Consider the following 16,263-nt stretch of genomic DNA (forward strand, 5'->3'; position numbering starts at 1 on the left):
CCGTCCTGACCGGTGACCCCTCAGAGCCGGTTGAGGCCGAGGACGTGCAGGACGGCCCGCCCCTCCTCGTCGGAGGCCGCCAGATCGACCTGGGCGTCGATGCCCCAGTCGCCGTCGCCCGCCGGGTCCTTGACCGTCTGGCGGACCTTCCACAGCCCGCTCTCCTCCTCGATGCGCAGCAGCGCCGGCCCGCGCGCGTCGGCGTCGGTGTGGATCTCCTCGTGCTCGTCGTAGTACGCGTCGAGCGCCGCTCCCCAGTCGACGTCGGGAGCCAGCTCCTCCAGCTCCTCCTCCTTCTCCAGCGCGCACAGCTCCACCAGCCGGAACATCGCGTTGCGCACCAGCACCCGGAACGCCCGCGGATTGGCGGTGACCGGCCGGACCTTGGTCTCCAGCTGCTCGTGCCGCTCCAGCGCCTCCGCCGGGTTGGTCAGCTTCTCCCACTCGTCGATCAGCGACGAGTCGACCTGCCGCACCAGCTCGCCCAGCCACTCGATGAGGTCGACCAGGTCGTCGGTCTTCAGGTGCTCGGGAACGGTGCGCGACAGCGTGCGGTAGGCGTCGGCCAGGTAGCGCAGCACCGTGCCCTCGGAGCGGGCCAGCTCGTAGAACTGGATGTACTCGCCGAACGTCATCGCCCGCTCGTACATGTCGCGCACCACCGACTTGGGGCTGACCGTGTAGTCGCCCACCCACGGGTGGCCCCGCCGGTACGTCTCGTAGGCCCCGAGCAGCAGCGTCTCCAGCGGCATCGGGTACATCACCTCGGCGAGGGCGTCCATGCGCTCCTCGTACTCCATGCCGTCGGCCTTCATCTGCGCGACCGCCTCGCCCCTGGCCTTCTTGAGCTGGGCGGACAGGATCTGGCGCGGGTCGTCGAGGATGGACTCGACGATGGAGACCATGTCCAGGGCGTAGCTCGGCGACTCCTTGTCGAGCAGGTCGAAGGCGGCCAGGGCGAAGGTGGACAACGCCTGGTTGAGCGCGAAGTCCTCCTGCAGCTCGATCGTCAGCCGGGCCCGGCGGCCCTGCTCGTCGGGCTCGGCGAGCTGCTCGACGATGCCGCCCGCGAGCAACGACCGGTAGATGGCGATGGCCTGGCTGATGTGCCGCCGCTGCCACTTGCGGTCCTCGTGGTTGTCGGTCAGCAGGTGCTTCATCGCCTGGAAGCAGTCGCCGGGCCGGTTGATGACGGCCAGCAGCATCGCGTTGCTCACCTTGAAGCGGGAGGCCAGCGGCTCGGGCTCGGCGCCCTGCAGCTTCTCGAACGTCTCCTCGCTCCAGCCGACGAACCCCTCCGGCGGCTTCTTGCGGGCGTAGCCGCGCCGCCGCTTCGGGTCGTCGCCGATCTTGGCCAGGGCCTTGGCGTTCTCGATGTCGTGCTCGGGCGCCTGGCAGGCGACGTAGCCGATCGTGTCGAACCCGGCCCGCCCGGCCCGGCCCGCGATCTGGTGGAACTCGCGGGCCCGCAGCCGGCGCACCTTGTTGCCGTCGTACTTCGACAGCGCGGTGAACAGCACGGTGCGGATCGGCACGTTGACGCCGACGCCCAGCGTGTCGGTGCCGCAGATGACCTTCAGCAGGCCCGCCTGCGCCAGCCGCTCCACCAGGCGGCGGTACTTGGGCAGCATGCCGGCGTGGTGCACGCCGATGCCGTGGCGCACGAGCCGCGACAGCGCCCGGCCGAAGCGCGTGGTGAAGCGGAAGCCGCCGATCATCGCGGCGATCGCCTCCTTCTCCGCCTTCGACGCCATGTTGATCGACATCAGCGCCTGCGCGCGTTCCATGGCGGCGGCCTGCGTGAAGTGGACGACGTACACGGGGGCCTGCCCGGTGCTGAGCATCTCCTCCAGCGTCTCGTGCAGCGGGGTCATGCGGTACGAGTAGACCAGCGGGACGGGCCGCTCGGCGTGCTTGACCACGGACGTCGGCCGGCCGGTGCGCCGGGTCAGGTCGCGCTCGAACATCGTGACGTCGCCCAGCGTGGCCGACATCAGCACGAACTGCACGTGCGGCAGCTCCAGCAGCGGCACCTGCCACGCCCAGCCCCGGTCGGGCTCGGCGTAGAAGTGGAACTCGTCCATGACGACCTGGCCGATGTCGGCCGCCGCCCCGTCGCGCAGCGCCACGTTGGCGAGGATCTCGGCGGTGCAGCAGATGATGGGGGCGCCCGGGTTGACGCTGGCGTCGCCGGTCATCATGCCGACGTTCTCGGTGCCGAAGATCGCGCACAGGTCGAAGAACTTCTCCGACACCAGGGCCTTGATCGGCGCCGTGTAGAACGTGCGGAGGTCCCGGGTGAGCGCCGTGAAGTGGGCGCCGGCCGCGACCAGGCTCTTGCCGGAGCCCGTCGGGGTCGCCAGGATCAGGTTGCTGCCGGAGACCACCTCGATGAGGGCCTCCTCCTGAGCGGGATAGAGCGTGAGCCCGCGTTCGGAGTTCCAGGAGACGAAGGCGTCGAAGATCGCGTCCGGTTCGGCGTCGATCTCTTCGGGGAGGCGGTCGATGAGAAGGCTCACGCCCTCTATCCTGCCGAAGAAACCCCGGTGGTCGAACCGCTCGTTCGCCGCGTTGACGCTCTGTTGCGGGCGTGCACGGGGGAGGGGGTGGAAACCCCGGTGGTCGAGCCGCTCGTTCGCGGCTTTGGCGCTCTGTTGTGGGCGTGCACGGGGGAGGGGGTGGAAACCCCGGTGGTCGAACCGCTCGTTCGCGGCGTTGACGCTCTGTCGCGGGCGTGCACGGGGGAGGGGGTGGAAACCCCGGTGGTCGAGCCGCTTGCCGGTAGCGCGGGTGGGTTGTCCGGCCCGGTGGTTCGGTCAGGGGGTGGCGGGGGCGTCCAGGGCGCGCTGGAGGAGGATCGTGTCGATCCAGCGGCCGTGCTTGAAGCCGACGCTCCTCAGCCGCCCCACCTGCTCGAAGCCGAACGCCGCGTGCAGCCTCAGCGAGGCGGGGTTGCCGCTGTCGCCGCCGTCGGCGACCACCGCCACCATCTGCCGCGTCCCGGCGCGGGCGGCGCGTTCGATGAGCTCGCCCAGCAGCAGCCGCCCCAGGCCGCGTCCCGTGGCCCCGGGCGCCAGGTAGACGGTGTCCTCCGCCGTGTGACGGTAGGCGGGCTTGGGCCGGAACGGGCCGGCGTAGGCGAAGCCGGTCACCTCGCCGTCCTCCTCCGTCACCAGGAACGGCAGCCCGGCCCCGGTGATGGCCGCGGCCTTGGCCCGCCAGTCCTCGACGCCGGGCGGCGTCTCGTCGAAGGTGGCCACGCTCTTCTCGACGTAATGGGCGTAGATGGAGGCGACGGCGGGGAGGTCGGACTCGGACAGCGGTCGTGGTGTCGTCATGTCATCCGATTGTGGCGGGCATCGCATGACAGGCGTGTTTCCGGGTGTTCACCGCTGCAGGGCGGGGGCCGGGCGGCGCGGCGCCGTCGTCAGCAGGAGCGCGCCGCCGACCGCCGCCACCGCCGCGACCGGCGCGATCCCCGGCGCGAAGCCCGCCACCGTGAGCGTCAGCACCCCGGCGCCGGTCAGCGCCGCCGCCAGGAGCATCCGCGGCCACCCGCCCGGCCGGTACGGCAGCGCGGGCGGCTCCTCGAACCGGGCGAACCCCTTCAGCAGCGGCCCCATCACCAGGCACAGAGCCCCGAACCAGAACGGCCACCCGGCCCACCAGCCCGCCCCGCCCGGCGCCGGCGTGTCCACGCCCAGCCCCACCACGACGACCCCGGTCACGGCGAACAGCGCCGGCATGTGCCACAGGTACACCGTCATGATCCGCGGCCCCGCCCAGGACAGCAGCCCGTCCAGCGGCAGCCGCAGGATCCGCCCGCGCAGCAGCAGGGCCAGCCCCACCTGCCCGAACGCCACGGCCAGCATGGCGAGCGTCGGGGGCGCCATGTTCGACATCTCGGCGCCGGGCAGGCCGATCATGCTGCCCGGGTACGGCCCCGCCCACACCAGCAGCGCCGCGGCCCCGAACCCGCCCGCCGCCATGACGCCCGGCCGGGTCAGCCGGCCCTCCGCGTACAGCAGGCCGAGCTGGTGGACCGCCAGCCACACGAACACGATGTTGAGGTAGCCCAGCGCGTCCAGGCCCGTGGAGAAGCGGGCGACGTCCGTCAGCACCGCGCCGGCGGCCAGCGCCGCAGGGACCCGCCCGCCGTGCCGCTCGTGCAGGCGGGCCATCAGCGGCATGGCCGTGACGGCGATGACGTAGACGGCGAGGAACCACAGGAGCTGGCCGGTCAGCCGCGCGCCCGTCTCCAGCGGCTGGGCCGGCACGCCGAGCGCCGCGAGCGCGTGCGGCAGCGGGATCCACACGGCCGCCAGCGGCAGCAGCGGCCAGGCCAGCCGCCGCAGCCGGGCCGCCAGCCACCGCGGCGCGTCGTGCCGGGCGCGGCGGAAGCTGATCGCGTTCGCGGCGCCGCCGGCGAAGAACACCAGCGGCATCACCTGGCTGAGCCACGTGACCACCCACACCCCGGGCGTCGCCAGCGCGTTGCCCGTCGTCAGGGTCGTCCCGTCGAAGGCGAGCACGGGGATCGTCCAGTGCTGGAACACCACCAGCGCGATGCCCAGGACGCGCAGCACGTCGATGAACGGGTCCCGGGCGACGCGCGGCGGGGCGGCCGCGACGGGGACGCCGGGCGGCGCCGGACGGTCGAGGAGGACGGTCATGGGGGAGAGCCTCGATTCATCGGCTTCGTCGGGAAGCGCGGGGAGGAGATGTCCCCAGGCTCCCGGCGCGGCCGTCCCGGCACATTCCCGCGGGCCGCCGAACCGCGGTCGAGACCTCACCACCGGCGGGGGTAGGGCGGGCCCTACCCCGGCATGCCTGCACACCGGGTCGAACCGGGGACGACACCGGCATACCGTTGCGCCATGCGTTCCCTCATGAGGCGTGTCCTGCTCGACACGCGTTACACGCTCGTGGGCTTCCCCACGACGGTCATCGGCTTCGCGATCCTGATCTCCGGGTTCGCCGCCGGCCTGGGCACCGCGGTCGTGTGGATCGGCGTGCCGATCCTGGCCGGCGTCCTCATGATCGCGCGCGGGTTCGCCGACGCCGAGCGCGGCTGGCTGTCCGACGTGCTGGGCCGCCCGCCCGTGCGTCCCCGCTACAAGCCCGCGCCCGAGGGGGCCGGCCGGTTCCGCCGGCTGATCAACCCGCTGACCAGCGGGCAGTCCTGGCTCGACCTGCTCCACGGCATCCTGAACCTGCCGATGGCGATCATCGCGTTCGTGCTGACCGTGGTGTTCTGGGCCCTCCCCTTCCTCGGCCTGACCTACCCCCTCTACGGCGTCGTGACCTCGCGCATCCCGGGCAACATGGAGCTGCCGGAGCTGCTCGGCTTCGGCCGCGGCTACGGCGTGAACGTCGTCTTCTACGTGTCGCTCGGCCTGCTGGGGTTGCTGGTCATGCCGTTCATGGTGCGCGGGGCCGCGCTGATCCGCGCCGGACTGGGCCGGGCGCTGCTGACCGGCGTCGCCGAGCTGCAGGAGCGCATCGACGACCTCGCCGAGGGCCGCGCCGCCGCCGTCTCCGCCGAGGCCAACGCGCTGCGCAAGCTGGAGCGCGACATCCACGACGGCCCCCAGCAGCGCCTGGTGTCGCTGGCCATGGAGCTGTCGCGCGCGCAGCGGCAGATGGCCAAGGACCCAGCGGCCGCCCAGGCCACGATCAGCTCCGCGATCACCGCCACCCGCGAGACGCTCGACGAGCTGCGCGCCCTGTCGCGCGGCATCGCGCCGCCCATCCTGTCCGACCGCGGCCTCGCGCCCGCGCTGGCCGCCCTCGCGAGCCGCTGCACGGTGCCCGTGGAGCTGGACGTGCAGATCGTCGGCCGCTTCCAGGCGGCCGTCGAGAACGCGATCTACTTCGTCGTCGCCGAGACCATGACGAACGTCGCCAAGCACAGCCGCGCCACCGTCTGCACCGTCCAGCTCACCCGCACCGGCAACGTCCTCATGCTGACGATCGGGGATGATGGGGTCGGCGGCGCACACGTCGCCAAGGGACACGGTCTCGCCGGGCTCGCCGACCGGCTCCGCGCGGTCGACGGGGAGCTCACGGTCGACTCGCCCGACGGCGGGCCGACAGTGATCGTGGCGGAGGTGCCGTGCGCGTAGTCGTGGCCGATGACGCGGTCCTGATCAGGGAGGGCCTGGTCAGGCTGCTGGAGGAGTTCGGCTGTGAGGTGGTGGCCGCCGTGGGCGACGGCGACTCCCTGGTCGCGGCGGTGTCCGAGCACCGGCCGGACGTGTCGGTGGTGGACGTGCGGATGCCGCCGTCCTTCACCGACGAGGGCCTGCGCGCCGCCGTCGAGGCCCGCAAGCGGGTGCCGGGGACGCCGGTGCTCATCCTGTCGCAGTACGTCGAGGTGTCGTACGCCGACGACCTGCTGGCCGACGCCCGGGGCGCGGTCGGCTACCTGCTGAAGGACCGGGTCGTGGACGTCGACGAGTTCCTGGAGGGCCTGCGGCGGGTGGCCGCGGGCGGCACCGTGTTCGATCCTCAGGTGGTGTCGCAGCTGATGGTGCGCAGGCGCAAGAACGACCCGCTGGCCCAGCTCACGCCGCGCGAGCGGGAGGTGCTGGGGCTCATGGCCGAGGGCAGGTCCAACCCGGCCATCGGGCGGCAGCTGGTGATCAGCGACGGGGCGGTGGAGAAGCACATCAGGAGCATCTTCAGCAAGCTCGGCCTCTACGCCGACGACAGCGACCAGCACCGCCGCGTGCTCGCCGTGCTGGCCTACCTGCGCTCCTGACCCGCGCTCCCGTACGTGCGGGGTCTCTCTCGGGGAGCCCGGCGGGTGGGGGAGGCCGGAGGCTGTGCGGGGCCGGTGGGGGTTCCGGGGCCGGGCGGCCGGCCGGCCCGCGCGGCGGACCCGCGCGGACCAGGCCACCCGGTCTCCAGGACCCGGCCACCCGGTGTCTAGCCGAGCGCCTCGACCAGCTTCTTGCGCTGCTGGGCGCCCAGGCCGCCGAGGCGGCGCTTCTCGTCGACGCCGGCCTCCTCCATCAGCGCGGTGGCCTTGGCCGGGCCGACACCCTTGACCGCGCGCAGCGCCTGCGACACCTTGATCTTCTTGGCGATGTCGTCGTCACGCTCAAGGAGCTGCGAGAACGTCATCTCGCCGGCCTTGACCTTGGCCAGCAGGGCGGTGCGCGCCGCGCGGGCCTCGGCCGCCTTCTCCAGAGCCGCCTTGCGCTGCTCGGGGGTGAGAGTGGGAAGTGCCATCTCTGTCTCCTCGGGGAGTTAAACGTTCGGGGTTCTGTTACCCGTAGTGCAGTGGCTAATCATGGCGGATACCAGCGGTTCTTGGTGCGGAAAGCGTCCGCTCAGGGCCGGAGCAGCGCCCGTGCGGCCGTCTCGGCGGGCGGCGGGGCCCCGCGCGGGGGAGCGGGGACGCCCGCGGGGCGCCGCCGCTGGGCACGCTCCCGCGACGCCGCCGCGCGGGCGTGGAAAACGGCTTCCGGCCAGGGCGTGGACGGCCTCGCCGGCGGCCGGGGCGGGCCCGCCGCTGTGACCGGGGCAAGGGCGCCGTCCGGCTGACGCACGGGCGTGGTCCCGGCCGCTCGCCGCTCACTGCGCGGAGGCCGGTAAAAGCCCAGGTGGCGGCCTACGTCGGCGTTCTTCACGGGACAGGTGTGTCCGCGCTCCCGCGCCCTCACGCGCCCGGCCGGTCCGCACGGGTCGCGGGCCCTTCTCTCGACGGCCCGCCGGTCGCGAGCCGCTCGGCCGGCCGCCGCCTCCCCTCGGGGGCCACCGGCCGACGGGGGCGGCCTCTCGGGCGGCCCGGGGAGGAACCGCTGGTAGATCACCGGGCAGGTGCCGGATTCCGGGCGGTGTCGGCGTTTCACCCGTCTCGCGTGTTTTGCATCACATTCTGATTTTCGGGCGTGTCGCGGCCACTTTTCCGGTGCCGACCATGCGCTATGGGCGCCGGAACACGGACAGCTCAGGCGTGGGCGCGGCGCCACTGGTCCACGGCGTCCACCGTGAGGAAGGCGTCGAAGACCGACTCCATGGCGCCGATCAGCGAACCGCGCCATCCGAGGGCCGAGGGGACGATCCGGGGCGGCCGTTCCCGGCGGATCGCCATCAGGCCGCGCTCGAACCGCTCCATGAGCTCCGGCAACGCCAGCCGGTGCAGATCCACGCCGAACCCCGACAGGGTCACCGCCTCCGGGTCGTGCGCGTTCACCAGGGCGGAGACGCCCCGGCCGAGCGCGCCGGCGCAGGACCTCACGGCCCGTACCGCCGCTTCGTCGCCCGCCGTGGCGGCGGAGAGCAGCCGCTCGGCGTGGTCGCGGCCCCGCCCGCCGCCGTGGGCGAGGCCGAGGTGGCGCAGCAGGGCGTTCGTGCCCACCTCCTGCCCCCAGCACCCGTACGCCCCGCACATGCAGGGCGCGTCACCGCCGGTGAGCGGCATGTGGCCGAACTCGGCGCCGACCCCGGTCGCCCCGGCCAGCGGGCGGCCGTCCACGATCAGCGTCCCGCCCAGGTCGAAGTCCACGTGCAGGTGCAGCCCCACGGCGACGCCGCGCAGCCCGCCCCGCCGCGCCTCGGCCAGCCCGGCGAACGCCGTGTCGTTGCCCACGACCAGCGGCCCGGGGAGGGCCAGCAGGCCGGGGACGTCCACCGAGGTCCAGCGCAGGTGCGCGATGTCGACGAGCCCGCCGGGGCGCACCGGGCCCGCCAGCGCCACGCCGGTGCCGACGACCCGGGGGGCCAGCCGTTCGAGCCGGGCGCGCAGCGCCGCGCCGAGGGGCACGAGCGCGCCCTCGGGCGTCCCGTCGTGCGGGCGCACCTCCACGACCGTGGCGCGCCCGCCCAGCTCGCACGCCGCGACCTCCCAGGCGTCCTCCCGCACGTCGACCGCGAGGGCGATCGGGCCGCGCGGATGCGGGCCCGGGACCTGCGTGGGCCTCCCTCGGCCGTGCTCGGCCGCCGGTTCCTCGTGCAGCAGCCCGCTCTCGGCCAGCTCCCCGACCAGCACCGACGCGGTGCCGCGGGCGAGGCCGAGGTCGCGGGTGAGCGCCGAGCGGGTCAGGGACGCGCCGCAGTCGTGCACCGCCCGCAGCAGCCGCACCCGGTTGTGGGCCCGCAACGCCCCGCTGGTCGTCGCCCCCGCCTCGTGCTCCGCTCGCATCTCCGGCGCTCCCTTCCCTCCGCGCGGCGCCCTTGCCGCACCCTCCGCGTCGCCGGTGGGGACGCGTCACGTCGCGTGCCACACCCCTGTGCCGCACACGTCGCTTCACTTACCACGGCCGGTCGCCGGTCCGTCCGGCGCTCCGGCCGGCGGGTCTGTCCGCGGCGGTCCCACCAGATGTTCGCGGCGGTCCCACCAGGTACCGCCGTTGTGCCGTCCGCCTGCTCCCGATTATGCTCTAGCCGTGAACATAAGTCTTGCGGTGGCGCGGCGCGCCCGGATCGCGGTGTTCGGCTACTTCTTCCTGGCGGGGTTCGTGATGGGCCTGTGGGCCGCCGGCCTGCCGTCCCTCAACGACCGGCTCGACCTCGGGCCGGCGCGGCTCGGCAGCGTGCTGCTGCTGATCTCCGGCGGGGCGCTGGTGTCCATGCTGGTGACCGGCCCGCTCGTGGACCGGTGGAGCAGCCGGGCCGTGTGCTGGGTGTCCGGCCCGCTGTCGGCGGCGGTGCTGCTGGGGCCCGCCCTGGCCTCCGGGTACCTGTGGCTGGCCGGGCTGGCCGTGGTGTTCGGCATGGGGCTGGGGGTGACGGAGGTGGCGATGAACACCCACTCCGTCGAGGTCGAGCACGCCTACGGACGGCCGATCATCTCCGCCTTCCACGGCACGTGGAGCCTGGGCGGCGCGGCCGGGGGCGGGCTGACGGCGCTGGTGCTGCAGACGGGGCTGGACGCGCAGGTGCTGCTCGTGGCGGCGGCGGTGGTCGTGCCGTTCGTGTACGTGCCGTTCGCCCTGCGTCTGCTCCCGGCGCGCCCGTCGCGGGACGTCCCGGCCGTGGACGGCGAGGTCGGCGCGGCGGCGGACGCGGGACGGGCGGCGGGCGAGGAGGCCCCGGCGGGCGGCGGCCGGGTGCGGCGGGCCGGCCCCGGGCTGCGGTGGGGGCTGGTGGCGATGCTCGGGCTGGCCGCGTTCGCGGGGCACCTGAGCGAGGGCGCCGCGATCGACTGGGCCGCCCTGCACGCCCGCTGGGTGCTCGGCACCGACCCGGCCGCCGCGCCCGTCGCGTACACGATCTTCTCCGTCGCCATGACCACCGTCCGGCTGCTCGGCGACCCCATCCGGGGGCGGCTCGGCTCCGTGCGCACGATCCAGCTCGCCGGGCTGCTCGCCGCCTTGGGGTACGTCCTCGTGCTCGCATCGCCGCTGGTGGGCGACGCGGTGCGGGTGGCGTGCGCGTGGACGGGATGGGCGCTGGCCGGGGTGGGGCTGGCCACGGTGGTGCCGGTCATCTTCAGCGCCGTGGGGGCCGCCGGCGGCCAGGTCGGCCGGGCGCTGTCGCTGGTGACGGCGTTCGGATACAGCGGGATGCTGGTGGGGCCCGCCGTGCTGGGATACGTCGCCGAGGCGTCGTCGCTGCCGGTCGCGCTGATCGTCCCGGCCGTGCTCGCGGCCGTCGTCGCGCTCGCCGGCGCCCCCGCCATCCGCTCCCTGTCCGCGGAGCACCCGCGGGCCGAGGTTCCCGTCCGTTCCTGACGCCCTCCGCGCCCCCGAGCCCGTTTCGTGACCGTTTCCCGGCCGAAAGCCGCGGCCTGCTCGGCCCGGCATGCCGTTGACCTGGTGTTATGTGATCGTGACTTGACCGGCATGGTGCCTGCCGGTTTCATGTCCGAAACACCGTAAACGTTTACAGATCCTTGCCGGAAACGTTTACGAACCCGGAAGGACGACCTTGGCACAGGGACCCACGATCACCACGATCGCCGAGCGCGCGGGCGTGTCCATCGCCTCCGTCTCGCGGGTGCTGAACGGCCTGCCCACCCGGCAGGAGACCGTGCGCAAGGTGATGGCGGCGGCCGAGGAGCTCGGCTACGTGCGCAACGCCGTGGCCCGGTCGCTGAAGTCCCGGCGCACGCATCAGGTCGCGTTCGCCATGGCCGACGTCGGCAACCCGGCGTACCTGGCGATGCTGCGCGAGATCCAGCCGGTGCTCAAGGCCGCCGGCTACCGCCTCGTGCTCCACTCCACCGGCGCCGTCGTCGCCGACGAGATCGACGTGCTGCACAGCCTCGGCGAACGCTACGTCGACGGCATGATCATGGTGCCGCTGCGCGTGACCGAGGCGCACCTGCAGATGCTGGGCGCCGCCCGCGCGCCCGTCGTCGTCATCGGCTCCGTGCCCGAGGGCACGCCCGTCGACAACGTGCGGGCCGACTCCCGCACCGGCGTGCGCCTGGCCGTCGACCACCTGCACGCGCTCGGCCGCCGCCGCATCGCGCTGGTCAACGGCCCGACCGACACCGTGCCCGGCGCGGCCCGCGGCGCCGCCTACCGCGAGGCGCTGGCCGAGCTGGGCCTGCCGTACGACGAGGAGCTGGTGGAGATCGGCGACTTCTACCGGGCGGAAGGGGGCCGCGCGGTCGCGGCCCTGCTCAACCGGGTGTCCGACGTCGACGCGCTCATGTGCGCCAACGACCTCATCGCGCTCGGCGCGCTCGACGTGCTGCGCGCGGCGGGCAAGCGGGTGCCGGAGGACGTCGCGGTGGTCGGCATGGACGACACGGACCTCGCCGCGGCCTCGTGGCCGTCGCTCACCAGCGTCTCGCTCGGGTCCGCCGAGCGCGGCCGGGTCGCCGCCGAGCTGCTGCTCGACCGGCTCCAGGACGGCGAGCACGAGCCCCGCGTGGTGACCGTGCCGCCCCGCCTGGTGGTGCGCGCCTCCACGACGCCGGAGCCGCCGGCCACGCGCGGCAGGAGCAGGGACGGCAGGAGCACGGAAGGAGGGGGCACGTCATGACGGCGACCGCGACCAGGCCAGCGCCGCCCACCCCGCCCGCGCGGCACGCGCGGCGCAGGAGGTTCTCACGGCAGACCCGCGAGATGTGGGTGCTCATGCTGCCCGCGCTCGTGCCGGTCCTGCTGTTCAGCGTGGGCCCGCTGCTGTACGGCATCGCGCTCGCGTTCACCGACGCGCGCAACACCCGCAACCACGAGACCAGCTTCGTCGGCCTGGACAACCTCGGCGAGCTGCTGACCGCCGAGGACTTCTGGTCGTCGTTCCGGATCGGCATGATCTGGGCGGTCTCGGTGACCGGCCTGCAGTTCCTCGCCGCCCTCGGCCTGGCGCTGCTGCTCAACCAGGACCTCAGGTTCAGGGGCGTGGCCCGGGTGCTCGCGGTCGTGCCGTGGGCGATGCCGCCGGTGGTCATCGGCCTGATGTGGAAGCTCGTCTACCACCCCGACGCCGGCATCCTGAACAGCCTGCTCGGCACGCACATCAACTGGCTGGCCGACTTCTCGCTCGCGCTGCCGGCGATCATCGTGGTCGGCGTCTGGACCGGCATGCCGCAGACGACGGTCGTCCTGCTGGCCGGGCTCCAGAACGTTCCCCGGGAGCTGTACGAGGCCGTCGAGGTGGACGGCGCGGGCCGCTGGCGCAAGTTCTGGAACATCACGCTGCCGCAGCTCAAGCCGGTCATCGTGGCCATCACCTCGCTCGACTTCGTGTGGAACATCAACCAGTTCGGCCTGGTCTACGTGCTCACCCAGGGCGGGCCGGGCGGCCAGACGCGGCTGCCGATGCTGTTCGCCTACGAGGAGGCGTTCCGGTACCGGTTCGCCGGCTACGCCTCGATGCTCGGCCTCGCGATGGCCGTCGTCGTGCTCGCGGCGCTCGGCCTGTACCTGTGGCGCCAGATGAGGGAGGCCAAGTGACCGTCACCACCCGCGGGAAGGCCGCCGGGCTGCGGCGCGTCCCGCAGTACCTCGCGCTGCTGGCCTACGTCGTCTTCCTGGCGTTCCCGCTGCTGTGGCTGCTGTCCACGGCGCTGAAGACGCCGCGCGAGATGGCGCTGGCCGACCCCACGTGGATCCCGCGCGAGCCGACGCTGGCCAACTTCGCCGACGCGTTCGGCGAGCAGGACCTCGTCGGCGCGGCCACCCGCAGCCTGGTCGTGGCGCTGGCCAGCAGCGTCGTCACCGTCGTGATCTCGCTGCCCGCCGCGTACGCGATGGCCCGCTACCGCGGCCTGGTCAACCGGATCGCCATCGGGTGGGTGCTGGTCAGCCAGGTCTTCCCGTTCATCCTGATCATCATCCCGCTCTTCATGATCCTGCGGGACATGGAGCTGGTGAACACGCTGCCCGGCCTGGTGGTCGTGCACGTGACGTTCACGCTGCCGTTCGCGCTGTGGATGCTCCAGGGATACGTGCGCGCCGTGCCGGCCGAGCTGGAGGAGGCCGCGGCCATGGACGGCGCCGGGCGGATCCGGACCATCATCGGCGTGGTGGCGCCGCTGCTCGCGCCCGGCGTGGTCGCGACGCTGCTGTTCGCGTTCATCTCGTCGTGGAACGAGTTCCTCTTCGCGCTCGTGATCCTGCAGGACCCCGACGTGATGACGCTCCCCCTGACACTGGTGCGCTTCACCGGCCCGGAGGGGGTGGCCCGGCTCGGCCCGCTGGCCGCCGCGTCGCTCATGGCGACCATCCCGAGCCTGATCTTTTTCGCAATCATCCAGCGGCGACTGAAGTCCGGCCTGATGGCCGGCGCCGTCAAGGGCTAGTAGGAGGCTCTCATGCGTATGAAGTCCGCTTTGGCGGCGGCGGCGATCGTCGCACTGGCCGCCGGCTGCGGCAGCGGTGGCGGCGGCGACAAGGGCGGCTCCGCGGCCGGCAAGCCCGGCGAGCCGGTGAAGCTGAACTTCCTCAGCCTGGCCTGGCAGAAGGAGTCGGTCGCCGCCAACAAGCAGATCGTCGACGAGTGGAACAAGGCCAACCCCACCATCCAGGTCACCTACGTCCAGGGCAGCTGGGACAACGTCAACGACCAGCTCGTCACCCAGTTCGCGGGCGGCACCGCGCCGGACGTCATCCACAACGACTCGCCCGCCCTGTCCGGCTTCGCCTCCGACGGCTACCTGCTCGACCTGTCCGACAAGCTGCCCGCCGAGCTGAAGAGCGACATCCCGCAGAAGTCCTGGGACACCGTCACCTTCGACGACGGCAAGGGCAAGCAGGGCGTGTACGGCGTGCCGTTCCTGCAGGAGTCGCAGGTCATCATCGCCAACAAGAAGCTGCTCGACGCCGCCGGCGTGCGCATCCCCACCCCCGACAACCCGTGGACGTGGGACGAGTTCTCCGAGGCCGCCAAGAAGATGACCAAGGGTGACAAATTCGGCGTGGCCTGGCCGATGAAGTCGCCGGTCAACAAGACCCTCAACCTGGCGCTGAACTTCGGCGGCACCTTCTTCCAGACCGTCGACGGCAAGACCACGGTCAAGGTCGGCCCGGAGGAGAAGCAGGTCCTCCAGCGCATCCACGACCAGCTCTACAAGGACCAGTCGGCCGACCCGGCGGCCCTCGGCCAGGGCACGGCCGACCCGCTGCCCGCCTTCTTCAACGGCAAGTTCGCCATGCTGCCCGCCGGCGTCTACCTGCGCCAGCAGGTCGCCGAGCAGGCGCCGAAGGGCTTCGAGTGGGTGACGCTGCCGCCGCTCAAGGGCACCACCTCCGACCAGGGCGCGGTCTCCCAGACCCTGTCGGTCGCGCAGGACAGCAAGCACCCGGACGAGGCGCTGAAGTTCATCTCGTACTTCCTCAACCCGACCAACCAGGCCAAGCTCGCCAAGGGCGACTGGCTGCTGCCGACCTCCGTCAAGGCCGCCTCCGACCCGTCGATGACGACCAAGGAGAACGGCTGGGACGTGGCCACGGCCTCGGCCAAGAACCTCGTCGTCGCCCCGTTCCTCAAGGTCAACGGCTTCGACGAGTGGAAGAGCAAGGTCGCCACGCCGGCGCTCCAGGAGTACTTCGCCAACAAGATCAGCATCGACGACGTGGCGAAGAAGCTGGTCGACGACGGCAACAAGGTGCTGGAGCGGTACCAGCGGTGACGTATCGCGCAGCGGTGACCCGTCCCGAGGCGGGGAGCCACCGCGACCGGGCCCGAGGGTGCCTGCTCGGCCTCGCGGCCGGCGACGCCCTCGGGGCGCCCGCGGAGAACCTCACCCCGGCCGAGATCCGGCGGCGCTGGGGCCGGCTCACCGAGATCGAGCGCGGCGGCACGGACGACACCGAGTACGCCATCTTCGCCGCCTCCCAGCTGGTCCGGCACGGGCACGGCCTCACCTCGGCCGCCGTGGCCGCCGCCTACCGGGCCGAGGTGCTGCCCCGGATCACCGGCCCCATGCGCGGGGCCGGGTTCTCGGAGCTGGGGACCGTCGAAGCGCTCCGCCGGGGTCTCGAACCGCCGATGACCGGGCTGGTTCACCAGCACGGCTGGTCGGACGGGCTGGCCATGCGGGCCGCGCCGTACGGGATCTTCTGCCCCGGTGACCCGGCCGAGGCCGCGCGGCTCGTGGCGGAGGACGGGCGGGTCAGCCAGTCGGGCGAGGGCGTCCTCGGCGGGCGCGCCGTCGCGGGCGCCGTGGCCGCCGCCATGGCGGGGCTGCCGCCACGCCAGGTCGTGGCGGCGGCGCTGTCGGTGGTGCCGGAGGACTCGTGGACGGCCCGCGCGGTCACCCGCGCCGTCGCCGCCGTCGACCGCACCCGGCACCGGCCCGCCGTCCAGGAGGGGCCGGGAGAGGCACGCGAGCCGGACGACGGGGAGGCGGCGCTGATGGAGGCGCTGCACGAGGCCGTCGTGGTGCGCCACTACCCGTGGACCGACGTCGCGCCCGAGGCCGTGGCGCTCGCCCTGGCCGCCTACCTGGCCGGTGACGGCGACGTGGAGGCGTCCGTGACGTTCGCCGTGAGCCTGGGCCGCGACGCCGACACCATCGGCGCCATCGCCGGGGCCGTCGCGGGCGCCGGGCAGGGCGAGGGCGGCGTGCCGGAACGGTGGGCCGCCCGCATCGGCCCGGTCGCGGGCACCTGCCTGCCCGTGGTGGCCGGCCGGCACGTCCTGACCGTCGCCGACGAGCTCACCGACGCGGCGGCCCGCCACCGGCCGGGCGCGGAAGCGGGCGACGACTCGCGGGCCGCCGCGAGCACCGTTCCGCGAGGGGGCGCGGGCGACGACCCGGCGCCCCCGCCGGCGGACCGGGAGACCGGCCCGCGGGCGGGCGGGCAAGCAGACGGACCGGGCGGCGCAAGCCGTACGGCGAAAGGACAGTAGACG

13 protein-coding genes are annotated in these 16,263 nt (G+C 73.3%); 8 read left to right on the top strand and 5 right to left on the bottom strand.

What is annotated here, in order from left to right; genetic code table 11:
* Window positions 1-20 precede the first annotated feature (20 nt).
* The 3 genes from HT134_RS35700 to HT134_RS35710 form a co-directional block, all read right to left on the bottom strand.
* On the bottom strand, window positions 21-2,528 hold the full coding sequence (locus HT134_RS35700) for a DEAD/DEAH box helicase (RefSeq protein ID WP_175605132.1): 2,508 nt from the start codon (window positions 2,526-2,528) through the stop codon (window positions 21-23).
* A 288-nt stretch (window positions 2,529-2,816) separates the two neighbouring features.
* Window positions 2,817-3,338 (bottom strand): GNAT family N-acetyltransferase, encoded by a 522-nt coding sequence (locus HT134_RS35705; RefSeq protein WP_175604899.1) that lies wholly within the window; start codon window positions 3,336-3,338, stop codon window positions 2,817-2,819.
* A 48-nt stretch (window positions 3,339-3,386) separates the two neighbouring features.
* The gene (locus tag HT134_RS35710) at window positions 3,387-4,673 is read right to left on the bottom strand and encodes an acyltransferase family protein (RefSeq protein WP_175604900.1); all 1,287 of its coding nucleotides are present in this window, start codon (window positions 4,671-4,673) and stop codon (window positions 3,387-3,389) included.
* 204 nt (window positions 4,674-4,877) lie between these two features.
* Here HT134_RS35710 and HT134_RS35715 point away from each other — a divergent pair, with 204 nt between their 5' ends.
* Window positions 4,878-6,125 (top strand): sensor histidine kinase, encoded by a 1,248-nt coding sequence (locus tag HT134_RS35715; RefSeq protein WP_175604901.1) that lies wholly within the window; start codon window positions 4,878-4,880, stop codon window positions 6,123-6,125.
* Window positions 6,116-6,763, top strand: coding sequence for a response regulator transcription factor (locus tag HT134_RS35720; RefSeq protein WP_175604902.1), 648 nt, complete (start codon window positions 6,116-6,118; stop codon window positions 6,761-6,763). The genes HT134_RS35715 and HT134_RS35720 overlap by 10 nt, the downstream gene beginning before the upstream one ends.
* 167 nt (window positions 6,764-6,930) lie before the next feature.
* On the opposite strand, the gene mihF is transcribed toward HT134_RS35720, so the two are convergent.
* Complete coding sequence (gene mihF, locus HT134_RS35725; protein ID WP_175594632.1) at window positions 6,931-7,236, bottom strand: integration host factor, actinobacterial type; 306 nt, start codon at window positions 7,234-7,236, stop codon at window positions 6,931-6,933.
* Between the two features lie 721 nt (window positions 7,237-7,957).
* Window positions 7,958-9,151: an ROK family transcriptional regulator gene (locus HT134_RS35730; RefSeq protein WP_175604903.1), complete on the bottom strand. Its 1,194-nt coding sequence runs from the start codon at window positions 9,149-9,151 to the stop codon at window positions 7,958-7,960.
* A gap of 244 nt (window positions 9,152-9,395) precedes the next feature.
* Here HT134_RS35730 and HT134_RS35735 point away from each other — a divergent pair, with 244 nt between their 5' ends.
* The 6 genes from HT134_RS35735 (at window position 9,396) to HT134_RS35760 (ending at window position 16,260) form a co-directional block, all read left to right on the top strand.
* Window positions 9,396-10,682, top strand: a complete 1,287-nt coding sequence (locus HT134_RS35735; RefSeq protein WP_312888685.1) for an MFS transporter — start codon at window positions 9,396-9,398, stop codon at window positions 10,680-10,682.
* A gap of 196 nt (window positions 10,683-10,878) precedes the next feature.
* The gene (locus tag HT134_RS35740; RefSeq protein WP_175604904.1) at window positions 10,879-11,943 is read left to right on the top strand and encodes a LacI family DNA-binding transcriptional regulator; all 1,065 of its coding nucleotides are present in this window, start codon (window positions 10,879-10,881) and stop codon (window positions 11,941-11,943) included.
* On the top strand, window positions 11,940-12,860 hold the full coding sequence (locus tag HT134_RS35745; RefSeq protein ID WP_175604905.1) for a carbohydrate ABC transporter permease: 921 nt from the start codon (window positions 11,940-11,942) through the stop codon (window positions 12,858-12,860). Before HT134_RS35740 ends, HT134_RS35745 begins: the two co-directional genes overlap by 4 nt.
* Window positions 12,857-13,708 (top strand): carbohydrate ABC transporter permease, encoded by an 852-nt coding sequence (locus HT134_RS35750; RefSeq protein WP_312888686.1) that lies wholly within the window; start codon window positions 12,857-12,859, stop codon window positions 13,706-13,708. The genes HT134_RS35745 and HT134_RS35750 overlap by 4 nt, the downstream gene beginning before the upstream one ends.
* A 12-nt stretch (window positions 13,709-13,720) precedes the next feature.
* On the top strand, window positions 13,721-15,037 hold the full coding sequence (locus HT134_RS35755; RefSeq protein ID WP_175604906.1) for an ABC transporter substrate-binding protein: 1,317 nt from the start codon (window positions 13,721-13,723) through the stop codon (window positions 15,035-15,037).
* Window positions 15,034-16,260: an ADP-ribosylglycohydrolase family protein gene (locus HT134_RS35760; protein WP_312888687.1), complete on the top strand. Its 1,227-nt coding sequence runs from the start codon at window positions 15,034-15,036 to the stop codon at window positions 16,258-16,260. Before HT134_RS35755 ends, HT134_RS35760 begins: the two co-directional genes overlap by 4 nt.
* Window positions 16,261-16,263 lie beyond the last annotated feature (3 nt).

The sequence above is a fragment of the Nonomuraea rhodomycinica genome (assembly GCF_013363995.1).
GTDB lineage: Bacteria > Actinomycetota > Actinomycetes > Streptosporangiales > Streptosporangiaceae > Nonomuraea > Nonomuraea rhodomycinica.

Bases quoted from the DNA above. Each gene is read 5' to 3' on its own strand.
- HT134_RS35730 (WP_175604903.1), bottom strand. From the start codon at position 9,151: ATGCGAGCGGAGCACGAGGCGGGGGCGACGACCAGCGGGGCGTTGCGG.
- HT134_RS35715 (WP_175604901.1), top strand. From the start codon at position 4,878: ATGCGTTCCCTCATGAGGCGTGTCCTGCTCGACACGCGTTACACGCTC.
- HT134_RS35755 (WP_175604906.1), top strand. From the start codon at position 13,721: ATGCGTATGAAGTCCGCTTTGGCGGCGGCGGCGATCGTCGCACTGGCC.
- HT134_RS35745 (WP_175604905.1), top strand. From the start codon at position 11,940: ATGACGGCGACCGCGACCAGGCCAGCGCCGCCCACCCCGCCCGCGCGG.
- mihF (WP_175594632.1), bottom strand. From the start codon at position 7,236: ATGGCACTTCCCACTCTCACCCCCGAGCAGCGCAAGGCGGCTCTGGAG.
- HT134_RS35710 (WP_175604900.1), bottom strand. From the start codon at position 4,673: ATGACCGTCCTCCTCGACCGTCCGGCGCCGCCCGGCGTCCCCGTCGCG.
- HT134_RS35705 (WP_175604899.1), bottom strand. From the start codon at position 3,338: ATGACGACACCACGACCGCTGTCCGAGTCCGACCTCCCCGCCGTCGCC.